General features: G+C 71.8%; 22 protein-coding genes and 2 tRNA genes. 8 read left to right on the plus strand and 16 right to left on the minus strand.

The annotated features are described in order from the left end of the window. Nucleotides 1–90: 90 nt before the first annotated feature. On the plus strand, nucleotides 91–3,243 hold the full coding sequence (locus tag RPQ07_RS23535; RefSeq protein ID WP_313948998.1) for an amidohydrolase family protein: 3,153 nt from the start codon (nucleotides 91–93) through the stop codon (nucleotides 3,241–3,243). A gap of 89 nt (nucleotides 3,244–3,332) precedes the next feature. On the opposite strand, the gene RPQ07_RS23540 is transcribed toward RPQ07_RS23535, so the two are convergent. The 6 genes from RPQ07_RS23540 to ehuB all read right to left on the minus strand — a co-directional run bounded on the left by RPQ07_RS23540 (nucleotide 3,333) and on the right by ehuB (nucleotide 7,606). Then, nucleotides 3,333–3,406 (minus strand) — tRNA-Lys (locus tag RPQ07_RS23540). Nucleotides 3,407–3,506: 100 nt separating this feature from the next. Then, nucleotides 3,507–4,265: an IclR family transcriptional regulator gene (locus tag RPQ07_RS23545; RefSeq protein ID WP_313946159.1), complete on the minus strand. Its 759-nt coding sequence runs from the start codon at nucleotides 4,263–4,265 to the stop codon at nucleotides 3,507–3,509. Nucleotides 4,266–4,436: 171 nt separating this feature from the next. Next, on the minus strand, nucleotides 4,437–5,249 hold the full coding sequence (ehuA, locus tag RPQ07_RS23550; protein ID WP_313948999.1) for an ectoine/hydroxyectoine ABC transporter ATP-binding protein EhuA: 813 nt from the start codon (nucleotides 5,247–5,249) through the stop codon (nucleotides 4,437–4,439). Between the two features lie 46 nt (nucleotides 5,250–5,295). Beyond that, nucleotides 5,296–5,946, minus strand: a complete 651-nt coding sequence (gene ehuD, locus RPQ07_RS23555) for an ectoine/hydroxyectoine ABC transporter permease subunit EhuD (protein ID WP_313946160.1) — start codon at nucleotides 5,944–5,946, stop codon at nucleotides 5,296–5,298. Next, a complete protein-coding gene (gene ehuC, locus RPQ07_RS23560; protein WP_313946161.1) occupies nucleotides 5,946–6,686 on the minus strand; it encodes an ectoine/hydroxyectoine ABC transporter permease subunit EhuC in 741 nt (246 codons plus the stop codon). The genes ehuD and ehuC overlap by 1 nt, the downstream gene beginning before the upstream one ends. After that, a complete protein-coding gene (gene ehuB / locus RPQ07_RS23565; protein WP_313946162.1) occupies nucleotides 6,683–7,606 on the minus strand; it encodes an ectoine/hydroxyectoine ABC transporter substrate-binding protein EhuB in 924 nt (307 codons plus the stop codon). Before ehuB ends, ehuC begins: the two co-directional genes overlap by 4 nt. Before the next feature lie 100 nt (nucleotides 7,607–7,706). Here ehuB and RPQ07_RS23570 point away from each other — a divergent pair, with 100 nt between their 5' ends. Next, entirely contained in the window at nucleotides 7,707–8,228 is a 522-nt protein-coding gene (locus RPQ07_RS23570; protein ID WP_313946163.1) for a DUF3830 family protein, read from the plus strand. A 24-nt stretch (nucleotides 8,229–8,252) separates the two neighbouring features. Here the strand turns inward: RPQ07_RS23570 and RPQ07_RS23575 are convergent, their stop codons facing one another. Together RPQ07_RS23575 and RPQ07_RS23580 are read right to left on the minus strand one after the other, a co-directional pair. Next, the gene (locus RPQ07_RS23575; protein WP_313946164.1) at nucleotides 8,253–9,659 is read right to left on the minus strand and encodes an amidase; all 1,407 of its coding nucleotides are present in this window, start codon (nucleotides 9,657–9,659) and stop codon (nucleotides 8,253–8,255) included. Then, a complete protein-coding gene (locus RPQ07_RS23580; RefSeq protein ID WP_313946165.1) occupies nucleotides 9,652–10,602 on the minus strand; it encodes a D-2-hydroxyacid dehydrogenase in 951 nt (316 codons plus the stop codon). The genes RPQ07_RS23575 and RPQ07_RS23580 overlap by 8 nt, the downstream gene beginning before the upstream one ends. Before the next feature lie 98 nt (nucleotides 10,603–10,700). On the opposite strand from RPQ07_RS23580, the gene RPQ07_RS23585 reads away from it, so the two are divergent. The 4 genes from RPQ07_RS23585 (at nucleotide 10,701) to RPQ07_RS23600 (ending at nucleotide 15,623) form a co-directional block, all read left to right on the plus strand. Continuing rightward, nucleotides 10,701–11,522: a decarboxylase gene (locus RPQ07_RS23585; protein ID WP_313946166.1), complete on the plus strand. Its 822-nt coding sequence runs from the start codon at nucleotides 10,701–10,703 to the stop codon at nucleotides 11,520–11,522. Continuing rightward, entirely contained in the window at nucleotides 11,519–12,250 is a 732-nt protein-coding gene (locus tag RPQ07_RS23590; protein ID WP_313946167.1) for a decarboxylase, read from the plus strand. Before RPQ07_RS23585 ends, RPQ07_RS23590 begins: the two co-directional genes overlap by 4 nt. Nucleotides 12,251–12,619: 369 nt before the next feature. Further along, nucleotides 12,620–13,711 carry an LLM class flavin-dependent oxidoreductase gene (locus RPQ07_RS23595; RefSeq protein ID WP_313946168.1) on the plus strand — a complete coding sequence of 364 codons (1,092 nt, stop codon included), beginning with the start codon at nucleotides 12,620–12,622 and terminating at the stop codon, nucleotides 13,709–13,711. 205 nt (nucleotides 13,712–13,916) lie between these two features. Further along, nucleotides 13,917–15,623, plus strand: coding sequence for a glycosyl hydrolase family 18 protein (locus tag RPQ07_RS23600; protein WP_313946169.1), 1,707 nt, complete (start codon nucleotides 13,917–13,919; stop codon nucleotides 15,621–15,623). A 96-nt stretch (nucleotides 15,624–15,719) separates the two neighbouring features. Here RPQ07_RS23600 and RPQ07_RS23605 read toward each other — a convergent pair whose 3' ends face one another. Continuing rightward, nucleotides 15,720–17,534: a putative bifunctional diguanylate cyclase/phosphodiesterase gene (locus RPQ07_RS23605; RefSeq protein ID WP_313946170.1), complete on the minus strand. Its 1,815-nt coding sequence runs from the start codon at nucleotides 17,532–17,534 to the stop codon at nucleotides 15,720–15,722. A gap of 356 nt (nucleotides 17,535–17,890) precedes the next feature. Between RPQ07_RS23605 and RPQ07_RS23610 the strand changes: the two genes are divergently transcribed. Continuing rightward, a complete protein-coding gene (locus RPQ07_RS23610; protein ID WP_313946171.1) occupies nucleotides 17,891–19,177 on the plus strand; it encodes a M6 family metalloprotease domain-containing protein in 1,287 nt (428 codons plus the stop codon). Between the two features lie 61 nt (nucleotides 19,178–19,238). Here RPQ07_RS23610 and RPQ07_RS23615 read toward each other — a convergent pair. The 7 genes from RPQ07_RS23615 to RPQ07_RS23645 form a co-directional block, all read right to left on the minus strand. Beyond that, nucleotides 19,239–19,312, minus strand: a tRNA-Lys gene (locus RPQ07_RS23615). Next, nucleotides 19,303–19,962: a bifunctional DNA primase/polymerase gene (locus tag RPQ07_RS23620; protein WP_313946172.1), complete on the minus strand. Its 660-nt coding sequence runs from the start codon at nucleotides 19,960–19,962 to the stop codon at nucleotides 19,303–19,305. The genes RPQ07_RS23615 and RPQ07_RS23620 overlap by 10 nt, the downstream gene beginning before the upstream one ends. Before the next feature lie 137 nt (nucleotides 19,963–20,099). Further along, nucleotides 20,100–20,441 (minus strand): hypothetical protein, encoded by a 342-nt coding sequence (locus tag RPQ07_RS23625; RefSeq protein ID WP_313946173.1) that lies wholly within the window; start codon nucleotides 20,439–20,441, stop codon nucleotides 20,100–20,102. 153 nt (nucleotides 20,442–20,594) lie between these two features. Continuing rightward, entirely contained in the window at nucleotides 20,595–21,926 is a 1,332-nt protein-coding gene (locus RPQ07_RS23630) for an AAA domain-containing protein (RefSeq protein ID WP_313946174.1), read from the minus strand. Next, nucleotides 21,923–23,518: a hypothetical protein gene (locus tag RPQ07_RS23635; protein ID WP_313946175.1), complete on the minus strand. Its 1,596-nt coding sequence runs from the start codon at nucleotides 23,516–23,518 to the stop codon at nucleotides 21,923–21,925. Before RPQ07_RS23635 ends, RPQ07_RS23630 begins: the two co-directional genes overlap by 4 nt. After that, entirely contained in the window at nucleotides 23,509–24,630 is a 1,122-nt protein-coding gene (locus RPQ07_RS23640) for a hypothetical protein (RefSeq protein WP_313946176.1), read from the minus strand. The genes RPQ07_RS23635 and RPQ07_RS23640 overlap by 10 nt, the downstream gene beginning before the upstream one ends. Next, nucleotides 24,560–25,438, minus strand: a complete 879-nt coding sequence (locus tag RPQ07_RS23645; protein WP_313946177.1) for a phosphatase PAP2 family protein — start codon at nucleotides 25,436–25,438, stop codon at nucleotides 24,560–24,562. Before RPQ07_RS23645 ends, RPQ07_RS23640 begins: the two co-directional genes overlap by 71 nt. Before the next feature lie 186 nt (nucleotides 25,439–25,624). Between RPQ07_RS23645 and RPQ07_RS23650 the strand changes: the two genes are divergently transcribed. Then, nucleotides 25,625–26,224 (plus strand): histidine phosphatase family protein, encoded by a 600-nt coding sequence (locus RPQ07_RS23650; RefSeq protein ID WP_313946178.1) that lies wholly within the window; start codon nucleotides 25,625–25,627, stop codon nucleotides 26,222–26,224. The last annotated feature ends 372 nt before the right edge of the window (nucleotides 26,225–26,596 follow it).

Below are 26,596 nucleotides of genomic sequence, written 5' to 3' on the forward strand. Positions count from 1 at the left end.
TGGCCGGTGATGCCCCGGGGAAGGTCCCAGACCTCCGAGACCTGGGAGCCCGCCGTGCCGCCCGTGCCAGCCGATGCGTCCGTACCGCCCATGCACCGCCGTCAGTTCCTCCAGACCGCAGCCGTCCTGGCGGCGGGAGCGGCCGGGACCGCGGGTGCCCTCGACACCGCCGCCGCGGCACCCGTCGCACCGGCGGCCGGCACGGCGACGGCGGCCCCGGCGACCGGGCTGCACTTCACGGCCGCCACCAACGGCGCCGCCGCCCCCGCGTCCGGCGGACGCTTCGTCGCCGAGGTGCAGAACATCCTCTGGTCCGTCCCGGCCGACGGGTCCCCGGCGACCGCCCTCACCCGGCCCGGACTGGAGCCGGGCCGTCCCGTTTGCTCCCCGGACGGCCGGCGGGTCGCCATGGCCTGCTACCAGGGCGGCCAGTTCCACATCTGGACGATGGCAGCCGACGGGTCGGGACTGCGGCAGCTCACCGACGGACCGTGGGACGACCGCGGCCCCGCCTGGTCGCCGGACGGCACCCGGATCGTGTTCTCCTCCGAACGCGGCGGCGACCCGGTCACCGGCAGCCCGTACCGGATCTGGACCGTCGAGGTCCGCACGGGACGGCTGACCCGGCTCACCGGTCTGCCCGGCCAGGACAACCCCGATGTGCCCTGGGAGGACTACGACCCCGTCTGGTCGCCGGACGGCACCCGCGTCGTCTTCGTCCGCGCCCGCCTCGAATCCGGTGTCCTCAGGGCGCGCACCCTCGCGGCCGTCCCCGCCGCCGGCGGCCAGGTGACGATCGAGCACACCGAGACCGAACCGGGCAACCTGCTCACCCCCGCCATCTCCCCGGCCGGCCGTCGCGCCTGGCTGCGAGCGATCGGCTCCGCCACGCGGTACGAGCGGATGGTCCTCGTGGTGGACGGCAGACCGGCCGCCGTGGACGGCGAGATCGCGGGCGTCCCGGCGCGCTGGCTGGACGACGAACGGCTGCTGCTCACGGTCGGCGGCCGGTTCACCGTCGTCCGGCCGCACCGCGACGCCCCCGCCGAGCACATCGGCTTCAGCGCCACCCTCCCCGTCGACCGCCCCGAGTACCGGGTCAAGGCGTACGACTTCGAGCCACGCGGCGCCCGTCCCGTACGCGGCATCCATCTGCCCGCGCTCTCCCCGGACGGCCGTTCCGTCGCCTTCGTCTCGCTCAACGCCCTGTGGATCCAGGGGACGTCGGCCGGCTCCCGGCCCCGCAAGGTGGTGCAGGCCGACCCGGCGACCTACCTCCAGGGCCCGGCGTGGGCACCCGACGGCACCTCGCTGGTGTACGTCGACGACCGCGACGGCGGTCTGAACACGGTCCGCCGCCACGACCTCGCGACCGGCGCGGACACCGTGCTGGCGGCCGGCGGCCGGGTCCACCCCGCCCTCTCCCCGGACGGCCGACGCCTCGCCTGCCTCGACGTCGCGGGCAATCTCCTCGTCCGCGACCTGGCCGCGGGCACCGAGAGGACGCTGGCCGCGCCGATGGGCGGCGGCGGACTGCCCGGCCCGCCCAGCTGGGCGCCCGACGGCCGCCACCTCGCCTACTGCGACCTCAACCGCCTCAACCGCCGCTTCCGCGAGGGCTACAACCTCATCCGCGTCGTCGACACCACCACCGGCAGCTCGGCCCTCCACCCGCTCGCGCCGCACGTCTCGCTCTCCGACCGCTATGCGAGCGGACCCGTCTGGTCGCCGGACGGCCGTCACCTCGCCTGCGTCAGCGAGTCCGCGCTGTGGCTGCTGCCGGTGCGCGCCGACGGTACACCGGACGGTGCCCCGCGCCGGATCACCGACGAGGCGGCCGACCACCCGAGCTGGTCCGGGGACTCGCGCACTCTGCTGTATCTGTCGAACGGGCGGCTGCGGCTGCTGGAGCCGGGCGGCCGTCCCCGTACCGTCCCCGTCCCGCTCTCCTACCGCAGGCCGGCCCCGGTCGAGACCGTCGTCCGCGCCGGCCGGCTCTGGGACGGCACGGGCTCCGCGCCCCGCGAGGACGTGGACATCCTGATCCGGGACGGCCGAGTCGCCGGTGTCGAGGCACATCGCCCCTCCCGCCGCGCAGCGCGCAAGATCGACGCCTCGGGCCAGACCGTCCTGCCGGGACTGTGGGACACCCACACCCATCCGTGGCAGTACACCTACGGCGCCCGTCAGACCGCCGTGTCCCTCGCCTACGGCATCACCACCACCGTGTCCCTCGCGGGCTTCTCCTACGAACAGGCCAGGCTCCGCGAGGACATCACCGCGGGCCGCCTCGCCGGGCCGAGACTGCTGACCACTGGTGAACTGCTCGACGGCTCCCGGGTCGCGTACAGCATGGGCCGCGCTCACCGCACGCCCGAAGGGCTCCAGCGCTCACTGGCCCGCGGGGCGGCCCTGGACTGGGACTTCGTCAAGACCTACGTCCGCGCACCTGCCTGGCTGATGTCGGAGGCGGCCCGCTTCGGCCACGAGCTGCTGGGGGTACGGTCCGGCTCCCACCTGTGCTCCCAGGGCTTCCAGACGGGCCAGGACCTCACCTCGCACCTGGTGGCGACCGAACGCGCGGAGTACGGCCACGGCGCGACCGCCGAGGGATTCACCCACCAGGACACCGTCGAGAACTACGCCAACGGCTTCCATCTGATCGAGACCCCCTTCACCGCGATCACCGTCCTCTCGGACCATCCGGGCCTGCTGGACGACCCCCGGGTCACCGCGATGATGCCGCCGTGGGACGTGCTCGCCCTGCGCGAGCGGGCCGCCATGCCCGTCACCGACGCAGAACGGCTCTCCCTGCGCCGTGAATTCGCCACCTGCCGCAAGGTGATCGCGGCGGGCGGTCTGGTCGCTCTCGGCACGGACACCCCGCTCACCCCCGTCGGCCTGCACCTCCACCTCGGTCTGCGGGCCATGGTCGCCCACGGCTTCACCCCCGCCGAGGCCCTGCTGACGGCGACGGCGAACGCGGCGAAGGTCTTCGGGGCGCAGCGGGATCTCGGCACGGTCGAGCCGGGCCGGCTGGCGGATCTGACGGTCGTCGACGGAGACCCGTTCACGGACTTCGACACCTTGATGAACACCGCCCGCGTCCTCATCGCGGGGCGCAGCCACGAGCGCGGTGCGCTGGAGGAGGTCTACGCCCGGCCGGCGGAGCGGGCGGACATCGGCCATCCGCTGTGGGCGGCGGTGAGCGAGGTGATGCACCGCGAGGGCTGCTGCGGCTGACGCCGGGCCTCGGGCAGAGGTATGGCACCAGCAGGCAGAAACACATCTGGGGCTTCTCGGTCGGCCGAGAAGCCCCAGATGATCAGATGTGCGCCGCCAGGGACTCGAACCCCGGACCCGCTGATTAAGAGTCAGCTGCTCTAACCAACTGAGCTAGCGGCGCCTGCTGACGCGGAAATAATACCCGGTCCCCGGACGTGCTCCGGACCGCCCCGCGAGAGGGGCGGGATCGGGTGGCGGCAGGGCCCGCAGCGGGACAGCTCTCATATCGCGAGCGACAGCACCACCGGCGCCGCCCTGCGGTTCAGCGTGTCCGCGGCCGAGCGCAGCCGGTGGGCGTGCTCGATGGGCATGGACAGGGCCAGACAGCCGACCGCCGAGCCCGCCGTCAGCGGGACGGCCGCGCAGACCGTGCCCACCGCGTACTCCTGGAGATCCAGGATCGGGACCGTCGGCGGCTGGCTGTCCAGCTTGGAGAAGAGCAGCTTCTCGCTGGTGATCGTCCTCGACGTCAGCCGGGTGATCCGGTGGCGGGAGAGATGGTCCCGGCGGCCGTTCTGGTCGAGCTGGGTCAGCAGGCATTTGCCGACGGCGCTCGCGTGCGCCGCCGAGCGGAAGTCCACCCACTCGTTGACCTTGGGGGCGCGCGGACCGTCGGCGTACTGCGTGATCTTGACCTCGCCGTCGATGTACCGGCTGATGTAGACCGCCGCTCCCACGGAGTCGCGCAGCTCGGTCAGCGTCTCCTGGAGCTTGGCCTCCAGCGCCTCCTGGCGTGTGACGCCCGAACCGAGAAGGACCAGGGAGTCGCCTATGACATAGGCGCCGTCCGCGACCTGCTCCACATAACCCTCGCGGCGGAGCATGGCCAGCATGGGAGCCAGATGGCCGGTGGGCAGCCCTGTCTCCCGGGCGATCTGGACGTCGGTGACACCACCGCCGTGCTTCGAGATCGTCTCCAGGACACGCAGGACGTACTGCACCGAATGGAACGGCGCGGTCGGCTCCGGCTTCAGCGCCACGGTCTCCCCCTAGCAGGTCGTCACCGCAAGCTTCTCTACCACGATAGCGGTCAAGAGCCGCTGGAGGGACGGCTGTTGGCGAGAATGATGGAGCGCCCCGGGGCTCTGCCCAGGGGCGCATCCGTCTGGCATATGCCGTTGTCAAGATCGTGGTTCGCGGACCCCGGAGTCTCAGAGAACAGCGCTCAGGAAGTCCCTTGTCCGCTCGTTCTCCGGCTCGGTGAAGATCTTGTCCGGGTGGCCGGATTCGATGACCTTGCCCTCGTCGAACATCAGCACGCAGTCCGAGATGTCCCGGGCGAAATTCATCTCGTGGGTCACGCACAGCATCGTGATGTCGGTGGTGTGCGCGATGTCCCGCAGGACGTCGAGGACTCCCGCGACGAGCTCGGGGTCGAGCGCCGAGGTGACCTCGTCGAGCAGCAGCACCTTGGGGCGCATCGCCAGCGCGCGGGCGATGGCCACACGCTGCTGCTGTCCGCCGGACAGCTGGCTGGGGTAGGCGTCGCAGCGGTCGCCGAGCCCGACCAGGTCGAGCAGCCCGCGGGCCCGCTCGTCCGCCTCGTCCTGGGACATGCCCAGCACATGGACCGGGGCCTCGGTGATGTTCCGCAGGACCTTCATGTTGGGGAAGAGGTTGAACTGCTGGAACACCATGCCGATGTTCTTCCGCACTTCGCGCACGTGCTTCTCGCCGGCCGGGACGAGTCTGCCGTTCTTCTCCTCGTGGCACAGATACTGCCCGTCGACCCTGATCGTGCCCTCGTCCGGCCTGGTCAGCGTCATCAGCAGCCGCAGGATCGTCGTCTTGCCGGACCCGGACGGCCCGATCAGGGTCACGTGCTTGCCCGGGTCGACGGTGAAGTCCAGCGAGTCCAGGACGGTGTTGGCGCCGAAGCGCTTGGTGACCCCGTCGAAGCGGATCAGCTCGCCGGTCGACGGTGCGGTTCCGGCCGGGGCGGCGGTGGCCGCGGTACCGGCCACAGGGGTGTCGGCCGCCGCTTCCTTCGCGGTGTTCGGGGGGTTGCTGTCAGCGGACAAGGCGTCGCTCCAGTGCTCGCATGAGAAGGGATGCCGGATAGGAGATGAGGATGAAGGCGATGCCGACGACCGTGAACGCCTCGACCGTCAGGAAGGTCTCGGACGCGAACTGCCGTGCCTCACCGAGCATGTCCATCACACCGATGACGAAGATCATCGGTGTGTCCTTGAGCATCGCGATGACGTAGTTGCCGAGCGCCGGGGCGACCCGGCGGATCGCCTGCGGCAGGATCACCGCACCCCAGGTGCGGGTGCGCGGCAGGCTCAGCGCGGTGGCCGCCTCCCACTGACCCTGCGGAACGCCGTCGATGCCGGCGCGGTAGACCTCGGCCGTGTACGTCGAGTAGTGCAGGCCGAGCCCGACGACGCCGGTGACCATGGCCGAGAGCGTGATGCCCCACTCCGGCAGGACGTAGTAGAGGAAGAAGAGCTGCACCAGCAGCGGGGTGTTGCGGACGAACTCGGTGACGGCGGTCACCGGCCAGCGCACCACGGCCAGGCGTGAGCGCTGGGCCAGCGCCCAGACGAGGCCGAGTGCGAAGGCGACCAGCGCGCCCAGCACCAGCGCCTGGAGGGTGACCAGCAGGCCGTCCCAGAAGCGCGGCATGAACTCGTCGACTGCGGACCAGTCCCACTGCATCAGCGCTCACCCCCGGCGCTCGCCGAGACCCGGCTCTGACGGGGAATGGCGAGCTTGCGCGACATCCCTGAGCGCGATGGGGGAGCCTGCCCGACTCCGGCCTTGGCCTGGCGTTCCAGCACGCGCATGCCCCGGGTCAGGACGAAGGCGAGGACGAAGTACATCACCAGGATGATCGTGTAGACGGGCGCGCTCTGGCCCGTGGCGTTGCGCACCAGCGAGGCGCCGAACGCGATGTCCGCCACGCCCATGATCGAGACGAGCGCGGTGCCCTTCAGCAGCTCGATGAGCAGGTTGTTGAAGGGCGGGATCATCTCCGGCCAGGCCTGCGGAAGGATGATCTTCCGCAATTGCTGGGCCGGGGTGAAGCTGAGGGCGATGCCCGCCTCGCGCTGGGCGGGGGAGACCGCGTTCACCGCGCCCCGCACGACTTCGGAGCCGTAGGCGCCGTAGGTGAGGCCGAGGGAGAGGACGGCCGCCCACAGGGGGACGAGCTGCCAGCCGAAGCCGAGCGGCAGGACGAAGAAGATCCAGAACATCAGGATCAGCGCCGAGGTGCCGCGGAAGATCTCGAAGTAGGCGCCGGCGACGAACCGCACGATCCACAGCCGGTGTGCGCGTGCGAGGCCGACGACGAAGGCGACGACCGCGGCCAGCGCCGCGCTGAGGACGGTCAGCTGGACGGTGATCCACACGCCTTTGAGGAGGAGTTCCCACAAACCCGCGGATATTTCGCTCATGGCTTGCACTTCTCCTTGGCGGTGATGGTGGTCATCTGGTCCTTCGTGAAGCCGAAGGGCCGCATGATCTCCAGCAGTTCGCCGCTCTTCTTGAGCTTGTGCAGCTCACGGTTGAAGGCGTCCCGGAGGGTGGTCTCGGGGCTGCGGAACGCGAAGCCGCCGACGTCGATGACCGGCTTGCCCTTGACGTACGGCGTGACCTCGGCCGTCGCCTCGACCTTGCCGCTCCGGGTCTCCTTCACGACATTGCGCACGGTGACGGCGGTGCCCACGAAGACGTCGACCCGGCCCTGTTCCACCGCGAGCAGGCCCGCGAGCTGGTCGGGCAGGGTCGTCAGGTTCTTGACCCCGGCCTCCTTGGCATAGTCGATCTCCGCGTAGCCGACGCCCGTGGCCATCTTGGCGCCGGCCTCGGCGATGTCCTTGTAGCTGTGCAGGTTCTTCGGGTTGCCCTTGCGCACGATGAACGCGTCGAGCATCTGGTACTCGGGGTCGGCGAAGATGACCTGTTCGCAGCGCTCGGGGTTGATGTACATCCCGGCGGCGACGACGTCGAACTGGAGGGAGTTGAGGCCGGTGATCAGGGAACCGAACTCGGTGGGGAAGGGCTGGACGTTCTCGACACCCAGCTCCTTGAAGATCCGTTCGGCGATGGCGGGGGCGGAACCCGTCATCTTGCCGTCCTTGCCGATGTAGCTGTACGGCTGCTCGCCCGCGAGCCCCAGCCGCACGGTCTTCTTCGCGCGCAGTTGCTCCAGCAGATGCCCCCCGTCACCGGCGTCGGCGGTGGCCACCCTGCTGCATGCGCTCGTCGCACCGACGGCGCCCACGGCACCCAGGGCCACGGCCCCGGCGAGCAGTGAACGACGCCGGATTCCTTGGCCTGTGCTGTGTCTGGATATCCCCTGTGGTGGAGCCATGGGGGCGCGGCTACCCCGTTCGCATTCGGGTATGCGGATGAATTTGCGCCCGGGATCGGCGGGCATGAGTGGAGGAGCACCACCCACCCGAGGAGATTGCATGGCTGACCACAGCACCGGCCCGGCCGACCGCTTCGTCGAGGTCTCGCTCGACAAGCGCGGAATCAGCTGCACGGCACGGCTCTTGACCGACAAGGCCCCGATCACCTGCGCCGCCGTGTGGGACGCGCTGCCGCTGGGCGGCGACGTCTACCACGCCAAGTACGCGCGCAACGAGATCTACGCCCTGCTGCCCGCGTTCGCGCCGCAGGAGCCGCCGCTGGAGAATCCGACCGTCACTCCCATTCCGGGAGATCTCTGCTACTTCACCTTCTCCGATGTGCAATTGGGTACGAACTCGTACGGCTACGGGGACAAGGCGGCGCACGCGGGCCGCGCCACCGTCGTCGACCTCGCGCTGTTCTACGAACGCAACAACCTGCTGCTCAACGGCGACACCGGATGGGTCCCCGGCATCGTCTGGGGCACCGTGGTCGACGGCCTCGACCGGATGGCCGAGGCCTGTCAGGACCTGTGGCGGGCCGGTGCGCTGGGGGAGACCCTCAGCTTCCGGCGCGCCTAGGCCCTGTCCGGGCGAGTCCGCGGCTCAGATCCGCGGACGGGGCGCGGGGATCGACGCCACTCCCGACTCGTAGAGCGCGTGCGCGGCCCGCAGCACCAGCGCGTCCGCGTGCCGCGCCCCGACCAGCTGGACGCCGATCGGCAGCCCGTCCTCGTCCACGCCGCACGGCACGGTCGCGGCGGGCTGCTGCGTCAGGTTGAAGGGATAGGTGAACGGCGTCCAGCCCGTCCAGCGACGGTGCCCCGAGCCCGCCGGCACCTCCGCCCCCGCCTCGAAGGCGGTGATCGGCAGCGTCGGCGTCACCAGCAGGTCGTACGTGCTGTGGAAGCGCCCCATGCGCCGGCCCAGATCCATCCGGGTGTCCACGGCCGCCAGATACTCCAGCGCGCTGTGCCGCGCGCCGATCGCGGTGATCTCGCGCAGCCCGGGGTCCAGCGACTGCGGCTGCGGGGACCCCAGCGCCTGGAGCAGCCGCGCCGCACCGCTGAACCACAGGGTGTGGAAGGCCTCCACCGGGTCGCTGATGTCGGGGTCGGCCTCCTCGATGTACGCGCCGCGCCCGGCCAGCGCCTGCACCGCCCCGCGTACCGCGGAGGCGATCGCCGGACGGACCGCCACCTGCCCGCCGAAGGACGGCGAGTAGGCGATCCGCAGCCCGTGGATGCCGTCCGCGAGCGCGTCCTGTGCGCTGCCCGCGGGCGCCAGTTGTGACCAGTCCCGCCAGTCCGGGCCGCTGATCACATCGAGCAGCAGTGCCGCGTCCGCCGCGTCGCGGGTCATCGGGCCGACGTGCGCCAGGGTTCCGAACGGGCTGGAGGGATACAGCGGCACCCGGCCGTACGTCGGCTTGAGGCCGAAGATCCCGCAGAAGGAGGCGGGGATACGGACCGAACCGCCGCCGTCCGTGCCCAGCGAGAGGGCGCCCGCGCCCAGCGCCACCGCGGCCCCGCTGCCGCCGCTGGAGCCGCCCGCCGTCCGCGACGGGTCGTAGGGGTTGCCGGTGACACCGTGCCGCGGGGAGTCCGTGACGCCCTTCCAGCCGAACTCGGGCGTGGTGGTCTTAGCGAGGAAGACCGCGCCGTGTTCGCGCATCCGGGCCACCGACGGTGCGTCCTCGTCCCAGGCGCCCTCGGCGCGGACGGTGTGCGAGCCGCGCAGGGTCGGCCCGCCGCGCTGGAGCAGCAGGTCCTTCACGGTGACCGGCACGCCGTCGAGCAGCCCTTGCGGCTCCTTCCGCCGCCAGCGTTCGGCCGAGGCCTCGGCCTGGGCGAGCGCTGCCTCGGCGTCGACCCGGACGAAGGCGTTGACCAGCGGCTGCACCGCCTCGATCCTCTCCAGCGCCGCTCGGGTCGCCTCGACGGGCGTGAAGTCCCCTTTCTCGTAGCCGGCCAGCAGTTGGCGTGCGGTGTGGTCAGTCAGCGGATCAGTCATGCATGGGGACGTACCCACGTTTCTTGTCCACCACGTTCGGGAACGGCTTTCCGGCCTCCCAGAGGTCGTACAGATCGACGAACTGCTCGCCGAGCCGGTCGCGCCAGCCCACCGTGTCGCCGCTCATGTGCGGGGACACGATCAGCCCGGGGACGTCCCACAGCGCGCTGTCGGGCTCCAGCGGCTCCGAGATGAAGACATCGAGGGCGGCGCCCGTGATCACCCGGTCGTTCAGCGCCGCGACGAGATCGTCCTCGACGACCAATGGGCCGCGCCCCACGTTGATGAACCGGGCCGACGGCTGCATCAGGGCGAAGCGCCGCCGGTCGAACATCCCGCGTGTCGCGTCGGTCAGCGGGGCGGCGCACACCACCCAGTCGGCGCGCGCCAGCAGCGGATCGAGATCCTCTGTGCCGTGGATGGCGCCCCGCGCGGTCCGGCCGACGACCGCCACGGTGATGCCCAGGGCCTCCAGGGTCGCGGCCACCGCCCGGCCGATGGGTCCGGCGCCGACGACCGTGGCCCGGGTGCCGGCGACGCGCAGTCCTTCGCGATGGCGCCATCGGCGCTGCCGCTGGAGTTCGAGGGTCCCGGGGAGGTCCTTCGCCATGGCGAGCACCAGGCCCGCGACGTACTCCGCGATGGGTTCCTCGAAGACGCCCCGGGCGTTGGTGACCACCGTGTCGGATTCGGCCAGTTCGGGGCAGAGCAGCCGGTCCACACCGGCGCTCGGGGTGTGCACCCAGCGTGGCCGCGGGCCGTCGCCCGGCCACGCGAGCCGCACCGCGTCGGAGGTGAAGTCCCAGGCCAACAGTACGTCGGCGTGAGGGAGTTGGGCGGCGAGCGACTGTTCGTCGGCATAACTGACGCGGACCCGCCCGGTCAGCTTGCCGAGACGGGGCGGGGGGTCCGCCTGCAGGACGAGAAGAGTGGGTTCGGACATCAAGCGGAAGCCGTTTCGTAACGTCTGACATGTACGGATTGACCCACGCTCGCAGCCGAACCTAACGTCGTCAACAACACGTCAAAGGGGGCCGTGCGATGGATGTCTCCTTTCTCGGCGGGCCGCAACCGCAACGCGGTGTCGGCATCGTCGCTCCGTTCGATTTCGCGCTGGATCGCGAGCTGTGGCGTTGGGTCCCCGACGACGTCTCACTGCGGCTGACGCGTACTCCCTACGTCCCTGTGGAGGTCTCCCTCGACCTCGCCCGCCTGGTCAGTGAGCACGAGACCCTGCACAAGGCCGTGCAGGCGCTCGGGGCGTCCGAGCCCGAAGTCATCGCCTACGCCTGCACATCCGGCAGCTTCGTCGGCGGGGTCGCCGGGGAGCGGGCCATGTGCGAGGCGATGACCTCGGCGGGGGACGTCGCCTCGCTGACCACGTCCGGCGCCCTGCTCGAAGCACTCGAGGAGCTGGGCGCCCGTCGTATCGCCCTGGTGACCCCCTATACGGAATCGGTCACGCGTTCGCTGGAGGACTACTTGGCGGAAGCCGGGGCAACCGTCACGGGCCGCGCTTTTCTCGGACTGACCCGGCACATCTGGAAGGTGCCGTACCGGTCGGTGGTGGACATGGCGCGGCAGGCGGTGGTGGGCGCGGCCGACGCGCTCTTCATCAGCTGCACGAATCTGCCGACGTACGACGCGATCCCCCAGCTGGAGGCCGAACTGAGGATGCCGGTGCTCTCCGCGAACCAGGTGACGATGTGGGCGGCGCTGCGCCGGATCGGCGTGCACGCGGTCGGGCCCTACCAAGGGCTGCTGCTGCAGCCGGAGGCCCAGCCCGAGATCCCGCTCCCTCCCCAGGCACCGCAGCCCCAGGCTCAGCCGGCCCAGCCCGAAGAACAGGAAGGCTGGACATGACCACGGTCGGACTTCTGTACCCCGGGCACTCCGCCGAGGACGACTACCCGCGCTTCGAGGTGCTGCTCGACAGCGACATCAGGCTGCCGGTCGTGCACACCGACATCGGCGAGGACGCCCACCGCGTGGACGCCCTGCTGAACATGGGGTCGCCCGAGCGGCTCGCCGCGGGCGTGGAGGAACTCCGCCTCGCGGGCGCCGAGTCGGTCGTCTGGGCGTGCACGAGCGGAAGCTTCGTATACGGGTGGGACGGCGCCCACGAGCAGACACGGGCGCTCGCGCTGGCCGCGGGCCTCCCGGCGTCCAGCACGTCGTTCGCCTTCGCCCACGCGGTACGCGCACTGGGCGCGGAACGGGTGGCGGTCGCGGCGACCTATCCGGAGGATGTCACCGCCCACTTCACGGCGTTCCTCAAGGCCGCGGGGACCGAGGTGGTCGCGGACCGGGCGAGCGGCATCATCACGGCGGCCGAGGTCGGCACCTGGGGCCGGGACGAGGTGCTGGAGTTGGCGCGTGCGGGAGACCATCCGGACGCGGAGATCGTGCTGCTGCCGGACACGGCCCTGCACACGGCGGCGTATCTGCCCGAGCTGGAGGAGACGCTCGGCAAGCCGGTCCTCACGGCGAACCAGGTGACCGTCTGGGAGGGCCTGCGGCTGGCCGAGCGCCGGGCGTGGGCGCCGAAGCTGGGCACGCTGTTCGCCAAGCGGGACCAAATCCGGATCTGAGCGGCGGGCCGGGCCGGGGCACGGTTTGAGCGGCCCGGGCCCGGGCCTCGTGCGAGGGGCCGGGCCCGGCTCCGCTCCGAGCGGCCGGGTCCGGACCCTGACCGCCGCGCGGCCCGGGCGCTGCTCCGGTCCGAGCGGCCGGGCGTTCCCGGACCTGAACCGTGCAGCCCGGAACCGCACCCCACCGGAACCGATCCGGTCCGGGATGCCGACCCGGGCCCGACGTCTCGAACCGGATCCCGCCGGGGGTGATGGGACGGCGCTCGGACCTGCGCCGGGGCCCCGGCCCCGTCCCGCTCCGGAATAAAGCGGAGAGGCCCTCCTGTTCTTCTGTGTTGTACGTTTTTCACGCGCAGGAGGGCTGAACCGGTGGACGACGCGATACAGGGCGACCCGATACGAGGCACGGCACGGGGTACTGCGCCGGTGCCGCTGTCCGTACTGGATCTGGTCACGGTCGGCGAGGGCCGTACCGCGAGCGACGCCCTGCGCACCAGTGTGCAGATCGCCCGGCTCGCCGAGAGTCGCGGCTACGGACGCCACTGGGTGGCCGAACACCACTCCATGCCCGGCGTCGCCTCCTCCTCGCCCGCCGTGATCCTCGCGCACCTCGCCGCGCACACCGAGCACATCCGCCTCGGCTCCGGCGGCGTGATGCTGCCCAATCACGCGCCTCTCGTCATCGCCGAGCAGTTCGGCACGCTGGAGGCGCTCGCCCCGGGCCGTGTCGACCTCGGCCTCGGCCGCGCCCCCGGTACGGACGGCGCGACCGCCGCCGCACTGCGGCGCACCGAGCGGCTGGGCGAGGGCGCCGACGACTTCCCGCAGCAACTCGCCGAACTGACACGGTTCCTGGACGACGACTTCCCCGACGGGCACCCCTACAGCCGTATTCACGCGGTCCCGGGCCCGGTGCAGGGGCCCACCGGCCGTCCGCCCGTCTGGCTCCTCGGCTCCTCCGGTTTCAGCGCCCGGCTGGCCGGCGTGCTGGGACTGCCCTTCGCCTTCGCCCACCACTTCTCGGCGCAGAACACCATCCCGGCGCTCGACCTCTACCGCGAGTCCTTCCGGCCCTCGGCGGTGCTGGACGCCCCCTACGCGCTCATCGGGGTGGCGGCGCTCGCCGCCGACGACGAGAAGGAGGCTCGCCGGCAGGTGCTGACCGGGGCGCTCTCGATGCTGCGGCTGCGCACCGGCCGCCCGGGGCTCGTACCGACGCCCGAAGAGGCCGAGGCGTATCGGTTCAGCCCCATGGAGCGGGAGTTCGTCGACAGCTGGCTGACCAACATCGTCCACGGCACGCCGGACGCGGTGCGCACCGGTCTGGACGACCTCCAGAAGCGCACGGGGGCCGACGAGTTGATGCTCACGGCCAATGCCCACGGCGGTGACATCCGGCTCCGTTCGTACGAACTGATCGCCGACGCCTACGAATTGCCGACCTCGGTGGTTCCTTCCTGATCAGGGCCGCAGGGCTCGGTTAACGCACCCTTAAACCGCTCGTCACGATGGTGGCGGGCGGTTTTTGCATCCTGTTGCAACAGCCTGACAAGCGGTTTCTCGTCAAAATTGGTCTAGTCCTAATGTGGTCAGGACCATTGACGCGCCGGTGGCCGGATCGCTATCTCTTCTCCCACTCACGTCGGCACAACCCCGGAGGCTGTCCGTGCGCTCCCCCAGACCCTTGCTCGCGGCCCTGACGACCGCGGCGCTCGCCGCAGGCGTCATGGCCGGTTTCGCCGCCACCGGCCCGGCCGGCGCGGCCGGCAACGACGCCCAGCTCGCCGCCGCATCCACGGGCGGGGTGAAGATCGCGTACTACGACCAGTGGAGCGTGTACGGCAACGCCTTCTTCCCCAAGCACCTCCAGGACAGGGGCATCGCGGGGAAGCTCGACATCATCAACTACTCGTTCGGGAACATCCACCCCACGGATCTGACCTGTTTCGAGGCGAACAAGGCGGCGGGCGACGACAACAACCCGAACGCCGGTGACGGTGCGGGCGACGCCTTCGCGGACTACCAGAAGACCTTCGGCGCGGCCGACAGCGTGGACGGCGTCGCCGACACCTGGAACCAGCCGATCGCGGGTGTCTTCAACCAGTTCAAGAAGCTGAAGGCGAAGAACCCCCATCTGAAGATCAACATCTCGCTGGGCGGCTGGACGTACTCCAAGTTCTTCCACGACGCGGCGAAGACGGACGCGAGCCGCAAGAAGCTCGTGGCGTCCTGCATCAAGCAGTACATCCAGGGCGACATCCCGGTCGAGGGCGGCTTCGGCGGAGCCGGCACGGCGGCCGGCATCTTCGACGGCATCGACATCGACTGGGAGTACCCGGGCTCGGCGGGCGGCCACCTCGGCAACCACTACGGCCCCGAGGACAAGACCAACTTCACCCTGCTGCTGGCCGAGTTCCGCAAGCAGCTCAACGAGTACGGCACCGCGCACGGCGGCAAGAAGTACCTGCTGACGGCGGCGATGCCGGCCGGCCAGGACAAGATCAAGTACATCGAGACGGACAAGGTCGGCGCGTACCTCGACTACGCGAACATCATGACCTACGACATGCACGGCGCCTGGGACGCGGACGGACCCGCCTACCACCAGTCGCCGCTGTACTCGCCGGCGTCCGACCCGACCGACCCGATCCCGCCGGGCACCCAGAAGTACTCGATCGACAACGCCGTGGACGCCTGGATCGACGGCAACGCCGCGTACGGCATCGCGGGCGGCTTCCCGGCGAACAAGCTGACGCTGGGATACGAGTTCTACTACCGCGGCTGGAAGGGTGTTCCGGCCGGGGCCAAAAACGGTCTCGGCGGCAGCGCCACCGGTGCGAGCGCCGCGCGTCCGCTGAGCCAGCAGGCGGGCATCGCGCACTACAAGGAGCTCGGCGGCATCGTCGACAACGCGGCGACGACGTTCTGGGACGACGAGGCGAAGGCGTCGTACTTCTACAAGGACGGCGAGTTCTTCACCGGCCTCGACAAGCGCGCGATCCAGGCCCGCGCCGACTACGCCCACAACCGCGGTCTGGGCGGCGCGATGATGTACTCCCTGCTCGGCCTGGACCCCGGAGCGAAGCTGCTCAACGACATCGTGGCGGCCGTCGGCAGCTCGCCGAGCCCGGACCCGAGCGACCCCACCCCGTCCCCGTCCGACCCGACACCCTCGCCGAGCGACCCGACCCCGTCGCCGTCCGACCCGGCGCCCGGCTGCACGGCCACGCCGTGGTCCGCCTCCGCGGTCTACAACAAAGGCGGCCTCGTCTCCCACAAGGGCCGCACCTGGAAGGCCCAGTGGTGGACGCAGAACGAGGAGCCCGGCACCACCGGTGAGTGGGGCGTCTGGCGCGACCAGGGCGCCTGCTGATCGCAGGTGCTCCCCGCCCCCCACCACGGCGCCGCCCCGGACCCCGCTCAGCGGTCCGGGGCGGCGCCCGTCGTCAAGCGCCCGCGGCGCCGGTCCTCACCCGGGCAGCGCGCTGATGCCGATCATCGCCCCGATCCGGTCCGGCGCCACGGCCCGTGAGTACAGCCAGCCCTGACCCGTGTCGCAGCCGATGCTCCGCAGCCGGGAGGCCTGCCCCGAGGTCTCCACGCACTCCGCCGTGACCGTCAGACCGAGCCGGTGCGCGAGCTGGACGAGGGCCTCGACGATCGTCTCGTCCGCCGGGTTCGGGTGCGCCTCGTCCTGGAAGCCCCGGACGAACGATCCGTCCAGCTTCAGCGCCGAGACCGGCAACCGGCTCAGATACGCCAGGTTCGAATAGCCCGTGCCGAAGTCGTCGATGGCGATCTGCACGCCCATGTCGCTGAGCGCCTGGAGCGCCTGGAGGGGCCGGCCGGCCGAACCCATCACCGCGGACTCGGTGAGTTCGAGCTGGAGAAGGTGCGGCGCGAGCCCCGTCTCGGCGAGGATCTCCGCCACGTCCGCCACCAGGTCCGAGTCCCAGACCTGCCGTACGGCGACATTGACGCTCACGAACAGCGGCGGGACGCCGGGGTGCTCCTGCTGCCACCGGCGCGCCTGGCGGCACGCGGTGCGCAGCACCCACCGCCCGAGCTGGACGATCGAGCCGTCCTCCTCCGCGATTCCGATGAACCGATTCGGCGCAAGTGTCCCGAACTGCGGGTGATTCCAGCGCACCAGCGCCTCGACGCCACGCGTCATCCCGTCCGCCAGTCCCACCAGCGGTTGGTACTCCAGCGCGAACTCCCCGCGCTCCACCGCCGGCCGCAGCGTCGAGGAGAGGGCCTGCCGCGTCATCCGGTGCGCGTTGCGCTCGGGATCGAAGAGCGTCCAGCGCGCCTTGCCGTCCGCCTTCGCCCAGTAGAGCGTCGTGTCGGCGGCCTGCATCAGCCCCGTCGCGGTCGTGCCGGCGACCGTACGCTCCACCACCCCGATCGACGCGGAGACCGAGAGCCGCTGCCCGTCGAGGTCGAACGGCTGCTGCAGCGCGACCAGTACGGACCGGGCGAGATCGGCGACCTGGTCCGTACCCGTGGAGTCCTCGACCAGGATCGCGAACTCGTCGCCGCCGAGCCGGGCCACCAGATGGCCGCCGCTGCGGGTGTAACCGTCGCCGTCCGCGCACTCGGTGAGCCGCCGGGCGACGGCCGCGAGCAGCCGGTCGCCGACCCGGTGCCCGAGCGTGTCGTTGACCGCCTTGAAACCGTCGAGGTCGAGATAGCAGAGGCCGACCCGGCCGGTGGACCCCTGGTCGTACGCCGACGATTCGAGCGCCGACGCGAGCCGTTCGAAGAACAGCGTCCGGTTGGGCAGCCGGGTCACCGCGTCATGCATCTGGAGATGGCGCAGCCGCGCGTGCAGTTCGCGCCGGTCGCTGATGTCCGCCACGGACAGCAGCACATTGCGGCTGTCGGGCACCGGCGCCACCGTGACCTCCGCCCACAGCGCGCGTCCGTCGGGGTGCTTGAGCCTGCGGGTGCACCGGAAGCGGGAGCGCCGGCCGCGCAGCACCTCGCGGTACGCGTGCCAGGTGCGCCGGTCGGAGGCGAGGTCCACCAGGTCGGCGGCCGTCCGCTCCAGGAGGTCCACGGGCTCCGAGCCGAAGAGCGTCGCGAGCGCCGCGTTGGCCGTCACGACGAGTCCGTCCTGGTCGACGACCGCCATCGCGAGGTGTGCGGCGTTGAATGCCGCCCGGTAGTCGCGCAGTTCGGCGGCGGACCGGCCGACCTGGTGACGCTCCGTGATCTTCGGCCGCGCCCAGCCGGGCACCGCGACTCCCGTCGGCCCTGTTCCTTCGGAGGTTCCGCTCACCGCTCACTCCCGCAGTGCAGTTGTGTCGTACAGGGTCGTACTGATGTGGCCGGCCGGGGCCGGTCCTACGTCGGCGAAGGTCGGGGGAAGGGTCCGGGAAAGTGTGCCGATCATAGAGGCTGCCCCCTGGGCCGTTCCAGCTCCGCCGCTCGGGTGCCGCCCGTCCGTGGTCTCCGGCCGATCGTTTCTGCGCGGGTCTGCACGGGTGCCGATTCCGGCCTGACCGAATGTGACGTTCCGTGAGCCATCGGAGTGTCGCCGGATCTCGGGTCGGTGTCGGCCCGATGTCAGGTCGGTCACCCGAGTGGGGCACCGGAACAGGACGTACACCAAGAAACCCGCACAAGGTGGGTGAGGTGTCTCCCATTCCGCAGCCGGAGGTCTACGTGGAGGGTCAGCAGTCACCCGCGGGAACACCCGGGGGAGTGGAACGCGGACGGCTGCGCGCCACCGCCGCGGCCCTCACCTCCCTCATGGCCCTCGCCGCCACCTCCCTCGTCGCCGGACCCGCGGTGGCGAAGAACTCGGCGGGCCCCTGCGCGCTGCCCCGCACCTCCGCCCACCACTCCCTCGGCCTCGACACCTGGAACGCCGCCTATCCGCGGCCGGCGTCCCGGCTCGACGCGGTCATGGTCTTCCTGTCGTTCCCGGACTCCGTGCCGAACCACGATCCGGGCGAGCTCGCCACCGACCACTTCCCCGCCACCAGCACCTTCTTCGACCGTGCCTCGTACGGCAGGTTCAAGCTCCGCGCCGACCCGCAGCCCGCCTGGGTGGTGATGCCGAAAGCCTCCACCGCCTACGGGATAAGCCGTGACTGGGAGCCCAAGAAGCGCGGCGCCTATATGCGCGACGCGATCGACGCCGCCGACCCGACCGTGGACTTCTCCCGCTACGACATCGTCTATCTGGTCGCCGACCCGGACGCGCCCGGCGTCGACTCCGACGCCACCAAGGTCGTGAACTTCGAGCACCCGCTCAGCGCCGACGGCGTCGACATCCGGCGTGTCGTCACCGTCTTCGAACGCCATCCGCCGGACCGCAACGTGCTGGCCCACGAGACCGGGCACGTCTTCGACCTCCCCGACCTCTACCACCGGCCGGTGGACGGCAAGGGCGACTGGGACACCTATGTCGGTGACTGGGACGTGATGGGCAGCCAGTTCGGCATGGCGCCCGACCTGTTCGGCTGGCACAAGTGGAAGCTCGGCTGGCTCGACGAGCGGGCCGTCCGGTGCGTCACCGGGGAGGAGCTGATCACTCTGGAGCCGATCGGCGCCGCGCCGGCGCCGGGCGGCGGTCTCGGCACCCGGCTCGCGGTCGTGCGGACGGGTCCGGGCACGGCGCTCGCCATCGAGGCACGCGCCGCCACCGGCAATGACGCGTCGACCTGCACCGAGGGGGTGCTGCTCTACCGAGTCCAGTCGGACACGGCCTCGGGCGGGGGTCCCGTCGAGGTCATCGACACCCATCCGAGCAGCGAGGCGTGCTGGGACCAGTCGGTGTACCCGGAGCTGGCGGACGCACCGCTGCGGGTCGGCGAGACGTTCACGATGCCGGGGGCGCCGGGAGGGCGGACCCGGGTGGAGGTCGCGGACCGTACGCCCGGGGGTGCGTTCACGGTCAGGATCACCACCGCATAGAGGTGGGCCCCACCGGCATACGAAAAGGCCCCCCGCTCGCGCGAGGGGCCTTTTCCGTCTGTGCGCCGCCAGGGACTCGAACCCCGGACCCGCTGATTAAGAGTCAGCTGCTCTAACCAACTGAGCTAGCGGCGCCTGCTGACGTCGTAGACCTTAGCACCCTGATCGGCGCGAGGAAAAATCGATATGCGGACGCTCGGGGAGGAGGCCGCGCGGGCCGCCCGGACGCATGCCCACAGCAGTACCTCGGGTCCCGGGAGCCAGGGGTGACGGGTGTCCGGCGCCACCACCCAGCGCGGGCCGGGCCCGTTCCGTTCGGTCTGGGCCAGCGGCGGGACGGTCACCGCGTCACTGGTGCCGTGGCACAGCAGCGGAGGCACCGAGTCGCCCCACTCCTCCCAGTCCAGCAGGGCGGGCAGCCGGTGCGCGGTGCCCGGGACGGTGAACATGAGCATCCTGCCGCGGTGCATGGCCACCGGGCCGGAGCCGGGCCCCTCCGCCCAGAGCCGGTCGAGCATCTGCCGGCCGAAGAGCGCGGGGACGTTCACCACGTCGAAGGCCGTGCCGCAGGGCAGTACGGCGGGGGCGGTCGGCCGCGTACGCCAGAGGGCGAGCATGGAGCGCGGGTACGTCCCGGACGAGGCGAGCCAGGCCGCACCCGAGGCGGTGACCTGCGCGACGTGGTCGCGTCCGTCGTCGCGCAGGAGGGCGAAGATGTCGCGCCTGCGCTCGGTCTCGGCGGAGCCGGGGTTCAGCAGGGAGTCTTCTCGCAGCCATGCACTCATGGAGCAATGTCTACCGGGAGTGACCGAACGGCTCCCGACAGTTGGTCAAAACGAGGACAGCGTGGCCCGGGGAGGAGTATCTTGCGCCTCGGCATATGCCACATGTGATGTTTGCCCGGCAGATTCGAAGCGGCGTTCTACTGGGGACTTCCGTCCCGCAGAAGCCCCCGGCCGAACTCGATCATCTTCTTGGCATAGTCCTCGGTCCACTCCGCACGCTCGGCGATGTCCGCGGGCGTCAGCCGGTCGAACCGGCGCGGATCGGCGAGCTGCGCGGCCGCGAGCGCCTGGAACTCCACGGCCCGGTCGGTCGCCGCGCGGAAGGCGAGCGTCAGCTCGGTCGCACGGGAGAGCAGGTCCCTCGGGTCCTCGATCGACTCCAGGTCGAAGAAGTGCTCGGGGTCGGCGGCAGCCTCCGACGGCTCGAAGAGCAGCGGCGCCGGTCGCAGCCGTCGCTCGCTCCGCTGGGGTTCCGCCATGGGGTGTTCCTCCTTGCACGGGTACAGCCGGATGATCCGGACCGCCATCCATTGTCCCGCGCGCCGCAAGAGGGCGACTCGAAGCGCGAAAGGGGCGCGTCATCACCTCCGGGCGCGGGTCATGTCGCGGGTGTCGCGCGGGGGGTCGGTGGGTCAGGGGGTCCAGGGCACGCGGTGGTCGGCGAGGTGGTCCCAGGTCGTCATCATCGCGTCCCAGCCGTCCGGGAACTTGACCGTCACCCCCAGCTGCACCGGCTCCGTCGAGGGGTGCTCGTCCAGCAGCTCGGCCACGCCCGCACGGCACACGACGATGCACGCGTGCCGGTGGCGGGACGCCAGCACGCACAGCCGGCCCGTCTCCAGATGGAACGCCGTCGCGTCCGGCCGTCCCGACAGCGGGTGCAGCACCACCGTGACGTCGAACTCGCGTCCCTGGAGCCGGTTCGCCGTGTCCACGGTGACATCGGCGACGCCCAGTTCCGCCAGCGCCGCCCGCACGGCCGCGGCCTGGTCCCGGTGGGCCGTGCCGACCGCGATGCGCTCGGCCGTCACCGGCGAGGGCTCCGAGGAGCCGGTGCTCGCCGCGCCGCCGCGGTCCAGCAGTCTGCGCACCACCTGCGCCACCGCGCGTACGGCCTCCGGGTCGGTGCGGGGCGTGTGGCGGGCGGGCAGTTCCAGCAGGCCCCAGCCCGACTCCGCCGCCTCGTCGATCACCCGGTCGTGGGCCGAACCGTCCGACGCGACCCCGAAGGACAGCCGCCGTTCGCCGGGGCCCGTACCGCTGCGGAACGGCGTGTACGGATAGAACGCCGCCGACACCAGCGGCGCGGCCGACGCCGGCAGCCGCCAGGACACCGGCAGCCGGTGCTGCGGCAGCTCCGGATTGTGCGCCAGCAGCGTCGAGACGGCGCTCGCGGACGGGTCGTAGGACAGACCCGCCCACTGCTCCGCGCCGACGATGGAGAACGGGTCCAGCTGCCCCGGGTCCCCCACGAACAGCGCGCGGTCGAAGAGGCCGGCGACGGCGAGCAGGGCGTCCGAGCGCATCTGGTACGCCTCGTCCACGATGGCGTGCGGCCAGGGCTCGACGCCCTGGACATGGGCCCACTTCGCGGCCGTCGAGATCACGATGTCCAGGCCCGCGAGGTCGCCCGCCTTCGCCGAGGTGCGGACGTTGTCCAGCTCGTCGAGCGCTTTGTCGTACGGGTCGGGGTCACTGCTGTGCAGCCGGCCCACCGGCAGCTGCGGGTCCTTCGCGGCGAGCCGGAGCACCAGGTCGTCGACCTGCGCGTTGGTCTGGGCGATCACCATCAGGGGGCGGCCCGCCGCGGCCAGTTCGCGGGCGGCGTTCACCACGAGCGTCGACTTGCCCGCGCCGGGCGGCGAGTCCACGACGACACCGCGGTGCGTCCCGTGCAGCGTGTCGGCGAGGATCGCCTCGGTGGCCCGGGCCGCCTCGGCGGACGGGTCGAAGGGGGCGCTCACAGGATGTCCTCCGAGGTCACGGGGTCGGCGCTCTCGGCGGCCGCGCCCGGCGGGCCGCCGTGGGTCCACGGCGTCTCCTCCGGGTCCGGCAGCTTCGGCCCGCCGCGCTGATCGTGCTCGAACAGGGTCCAGGCGATGCGGTCGCCCGTGCGGGGAACCGTCCCCTCGGCCGGTTCCTTGGCGCGGCCCATGCGGTCGGTCAGCCGCAGCACCAGCAGCCCGTCCGACGGCGGCCCGTCGAACCCGGTGAACTCCGCCGACTGCGGCTTGCCGTCCAGCGACCGGTAGACCTTCACCCGCTCACCCAGATGCGGCCGGTCGTCCGTGCGCACCGTCACCAGGGGGCGCGGGCTCGGGCGCTTCGACTCGGACCACGCCATCACCACGTCGGTCACCTCACCCAGGAACGCCTCGCCCGCGAGCCTGCGCCCCGCCATCACCAGCGGGTCGTCCAGGGCCTCCTGTGCGTCCAGCTGCGCCTGGGCCGTCTCCCGTGAGGCGAGCTTCCGGGCGGCGGTCACGGCGTCGTCGCGGCGCGGCTGCGGCGGCTCACCGGCCCGTACCCGGTCGCGGTGCGCGGTGAACGACCAGCGGTCGCGCGTCCAGCGGTCCGCGGCCCGCCGCCCCTCGGGCAGCTCCCGCAGCAGCTCCAGGCTCCGCCAGACCGCGTCCCACGTGGGCCGCAACTGGCTGAGCACCAGACGCCGGATCTCCCGCTCGGCGAGGGTCAGTTCGGCCAGCCGGGTGTCGGCCGCGGCGCCGTCCTCCGCGGCCCCGAGCGCCTGCCGGGCCTTGTCGTAGCGCTCGACGGCCGGCGCCAGGAGCCGGTTGTCGAACGCCGGATCGGTGGCCGGCCCGGCAGGCGGGCACAGCAGCTGGCCCCGGTCGTCACGCGCCAGCTCGGCCCGCAGTGCCGCCTCGGCGCCCGACTGCCCCTCGGCCGCGTCGATCCAGGCCAGCAGCGCACCCAGATGCTGGTCCTCCAGGGACGACTGTCCGGTCGCCCAGTGCCGGCCCAGCAGATCCGTCGCCGCCAGCAGCAGGGACGAGCCCGGTACGCGGGCCCGCTCGCCGTAGTGGGTGAGCCACCGCCCGAGCAACGGGACCCGGGGCGGGGCGGGGTAGGGCGTGTCGGGGTCCTGCTCGGCGGTACGGCGGAAGCGCATCGACCGGCCCAGCAGCCGGACGAAGTCGATCCCGGCCCGTCCCGGCACGACCAGCTGCGGTGCGTCCGCGCACAGTTCGGCCTCGACCTTGGTGCGCCTGCCGGTCTCCGGATCGGTCTGGTTCTGCTCGACCAGCTCGATGTCGTCGGCGTACGTGTCCAGATGAGGCAGCACCGCATCGGCCAGCTCGGCGAGGAAGGCGAACCGCAGCTCCCGGTCGCGCGGCTGGGCCACCACCATCAGCCGTGGTTCCTCCCGGTCCGTCCCCACGAGCGCGCCCAGCGGGGCGCCCGCCTCACCGGCGGTGGTCAGCGGCACGAGGACCAGCGGGCGTTCGGACAGATGCCGGTGCCGCACGGTCGCGAGCGGCTGGGCGCGCCCGGACTCCACGGCCTCCAGCCGGGCGAGCGTGGCGATCAGCGACATCCGGCGGCCTCCAGCGCCTCGGCCCGCAGCACGGCGGCCCGGCGCAGGGCCGCGACGGCCGGATCATCCGCGTCGCCCGCGGTGCCGCGGGCCGCCGCCAGCACGTCCCCGATCGTCGTGAGACCGCCCAGCTCACCGCGCAGTCCACGGCCCAGGGCGCCGACCACCCCGGCCGTCCGGGCCCGCTCACGGCAGTGGAACGCCAGCTCGCAGGCGGCCAGGCACTCGGGTGCGTACGCCGCGTCCACCGATTCGACTGCGGCCGTGAGCTGCTCCGGCGTGCACTGCGGATCGAAGGTGGTGCCCTCGGGCAGGGCGGCCGCGATGTCCTCGACGCGGGTCAGCCGGGTGAGCTGCCGGCGGGTGACCGACAGCTGCTTGCGCACATCGACGACGGACGCCGTGGGGAGGTTGGAGAAGTCCTTGGGGCAGACGAGCAGGATGTCGTGGGCGACCTGCGCGCCCCCGGTCAGCGCGGCGACCCGCTCCAGCGCCAGCACGTACACCGCGGCCTGGCGGGCGGCCGCGCCCACCTTGGACGCGTCCGCGGAGGCGTCGATCATCGGGAACGACTTGATCTCGACGACGGTCCACCGGCCGTCGGGAGCGACGACCACCGCGTCCGGCTCCAGATAGGCGGGGGAGCCCGCGACCTCCAGCGCCAGCATCGGATGGTCGAGCAGCGTCCACGCCGCCTCGGCCGTCGCCTCGCGCAGGGCCAGCGCCGTCCGCGCGGCCCGGCCCTCGGGGCCCGCCGCCGACAGATCGGGCACCCGGACGTCCGCGCCGCTGTCGACACCCATCAGCCGCAGCAGCTCCGCGCCGCCGTCGGACTTCACCTTCGCCTCGAAGGCATTGCCCCGCATGAACGCGAACTGCGACTGCCCGAACGTCGCCGGCGATCCCAGCGCGGTGGCGAGCGCGGCCTTGTCCACCCCGGCGCCGTCCAGCAGGGCGCGCCGCTCGCAACCGGGGTTGGCCGCGAGGGCGGCGAGAGCCCGGGCGTCGAGCGGACGTGGCTGGGCGGCGGGACCGCGCAGCTCAGCGAGCCGCTGCCGGAGTGCTGTCGTCGGCGCCTGCGGACGAGGTCCGCTGTCCAGGGATTCGCTCACCCGCGGAAGTCTCGCATCCGGCACCGACAATCGGGGACTTCGGGCCGGAGGGGGCGGGCGCGTAGCGGGCCCGCAGGCGGTCGGCGAGCCGCAGCGCGGGCCGGGTCGCGAGCGCGCCGAGACCCATCACCGCGGCGCCGGCGACCGCGTCGAGGAAGTAGTGGTTGGCCGTTCCCATCACCACCAGCGTGGTGAGCAGGGGATAGGCGACGCCGAGCGCCTTCATCAGCGGAGTACGGCCGTGCCGCCACAGCATCACACCGCACCAGAGCGCCCAGCCGACGTGCAGACTCGGCATCGCGGCGTACTGGTTGGTCATACCGCCCATGCCGCGCGGAGCACTGGCCTCGCCGCCCCACCAGCCGTACGAGCTGTACTGGGCCATGGTGTCGACGAAGCCGTGACTCGCGTCCAGCAGCCGCGGCGGGCAGGTCGGCGTCAGTGTGAAGCCGACGAGACCGAGGAGGGTGGAGAGCATCAGCCAGGTGCGGGCCGCGCGATAACGCAGCGGCCGGCGGCGGAAGAGCCACACCAGGACGGCGGGGGTCACCAGGTAGTGCAGGGACGCGTACATGAAGTCGGCGGGTATGCCGATCGCGGGCGTCTGGCTGAACAGCCGGTTGAGCGGGTGCTCGGCGTTCAGCAGGAGTGCCTTCTCGGCCCGGAGTATCGCGAGGCCGTGGTCCACGGCGGTGGTCACATCACCGCGGGCGAGGAGCCGGCCGGCCGAGTACGCGACGTACACCACGAGCAGCAGCAGCAGTTCGGTCCACCAGCGTGGCCTCGGTCGCGGCGCGGTGTACGGCATCCGAACGTTTCTCCATCGTGAGTTCCGGTGGCCGACGACCACGGTTCAACCGTACGGTGTAAGGGGCGACGCTCTGTCGGCGGGTCCGACCTAGTGGAGGACGCCGAGATCGTCTTGGAGGTTGCCCCGGGTTCAGGTGGGTGATGATGGAAATCCACCGCATGTGAACTTCAGGGAGAGCGCCTCATGGCACCGCGCATCCTGCTCGCCCGGCACGGTCAGACCGAATGGTCCCGGCTGGGTAAGCACACCGGCAGGACGGACATCCCGCTGATCGAGGAGGGCCGCCGCGGGGCGAAGCTGCTCGGCGAACGACTCCAGCGCTCCCCGTGGTCCTCCCTGCCGGACGTCGAGGTCCGCACGAGCCCGCTGGCCCGGGCGTCGGAGACGTGCACGCTCGCGGGCTTCGGGGTCAGGGCGACGGAGTGGGACGCGCTGATGGAGTGGGACTACGGGGCGTACGAGGGCCTGACCCCGCCGGAGATCAGGGCGATCAGCAAGCCGGACTGGTTCATCTGGCGCGACGGTGTCCGCGACGGGGAGACGCTGGCGCAGGTGGGTGCGCGGGCGGACGAGGTCGTGGAATGGGCGCAGTCGGAGGACCGGGACGTCCTGGTCTTCGCCCACGGCCACATCCTGCGCGTCCTGGCGGCGCGCTGGCTGGACCTGGACCCGTCCTTCGGGGCCCGCATCCGCCTGGACCCGGCGTCCCTGTCGATCCTGGGCTGGGCGTACGGCGCGCCGGCGCTGGACCACTGGAACGACACGGCGCACCTGGAGTCGTGACGCGCGGCCGGGGTTCTGCGGGGCTGCGCCCCACGCCCCTTGGCTGCGGCAGCTTCGTGCCGGCGGGGCCTGCGCTCCCGTCCGGTGCGGGTGGGATGGTTCATGCAGGGCTGCGCCCCACGCCCCCTAGCCGCGGCAGCTTCGCGCCGCACCTGTCCGGTGCGGGTGGAGAGGGTTTGTGGGGCGGCCCCCACGGCCCCTGCCTGCGGCGGCTTCGCGCCGCCCGGGCTTGCGTACCAGTCCGGTGCGGGGGAGGGGGTTCCGTGGGGCTGCGCCCCTCGCCCCTGGCTGCGGCGGCTTCGCGCCGCAGCTGACCTGTGCGGGTGGAGGAGGCCTGTTGGGCAGCCCCACGCCCCCTGGCTGCGGCGGCTT

Source organism: Streptomyces sp. AM8-1-1 (assembly GCF_032229325.1).
Taxonomy (GTDB): Bacteria; Actinomycetota; Actinomycetes; order Streptomycetales; family Streptomycetaceae; genus Streptomyces; species Streptomyces achmelvichensis.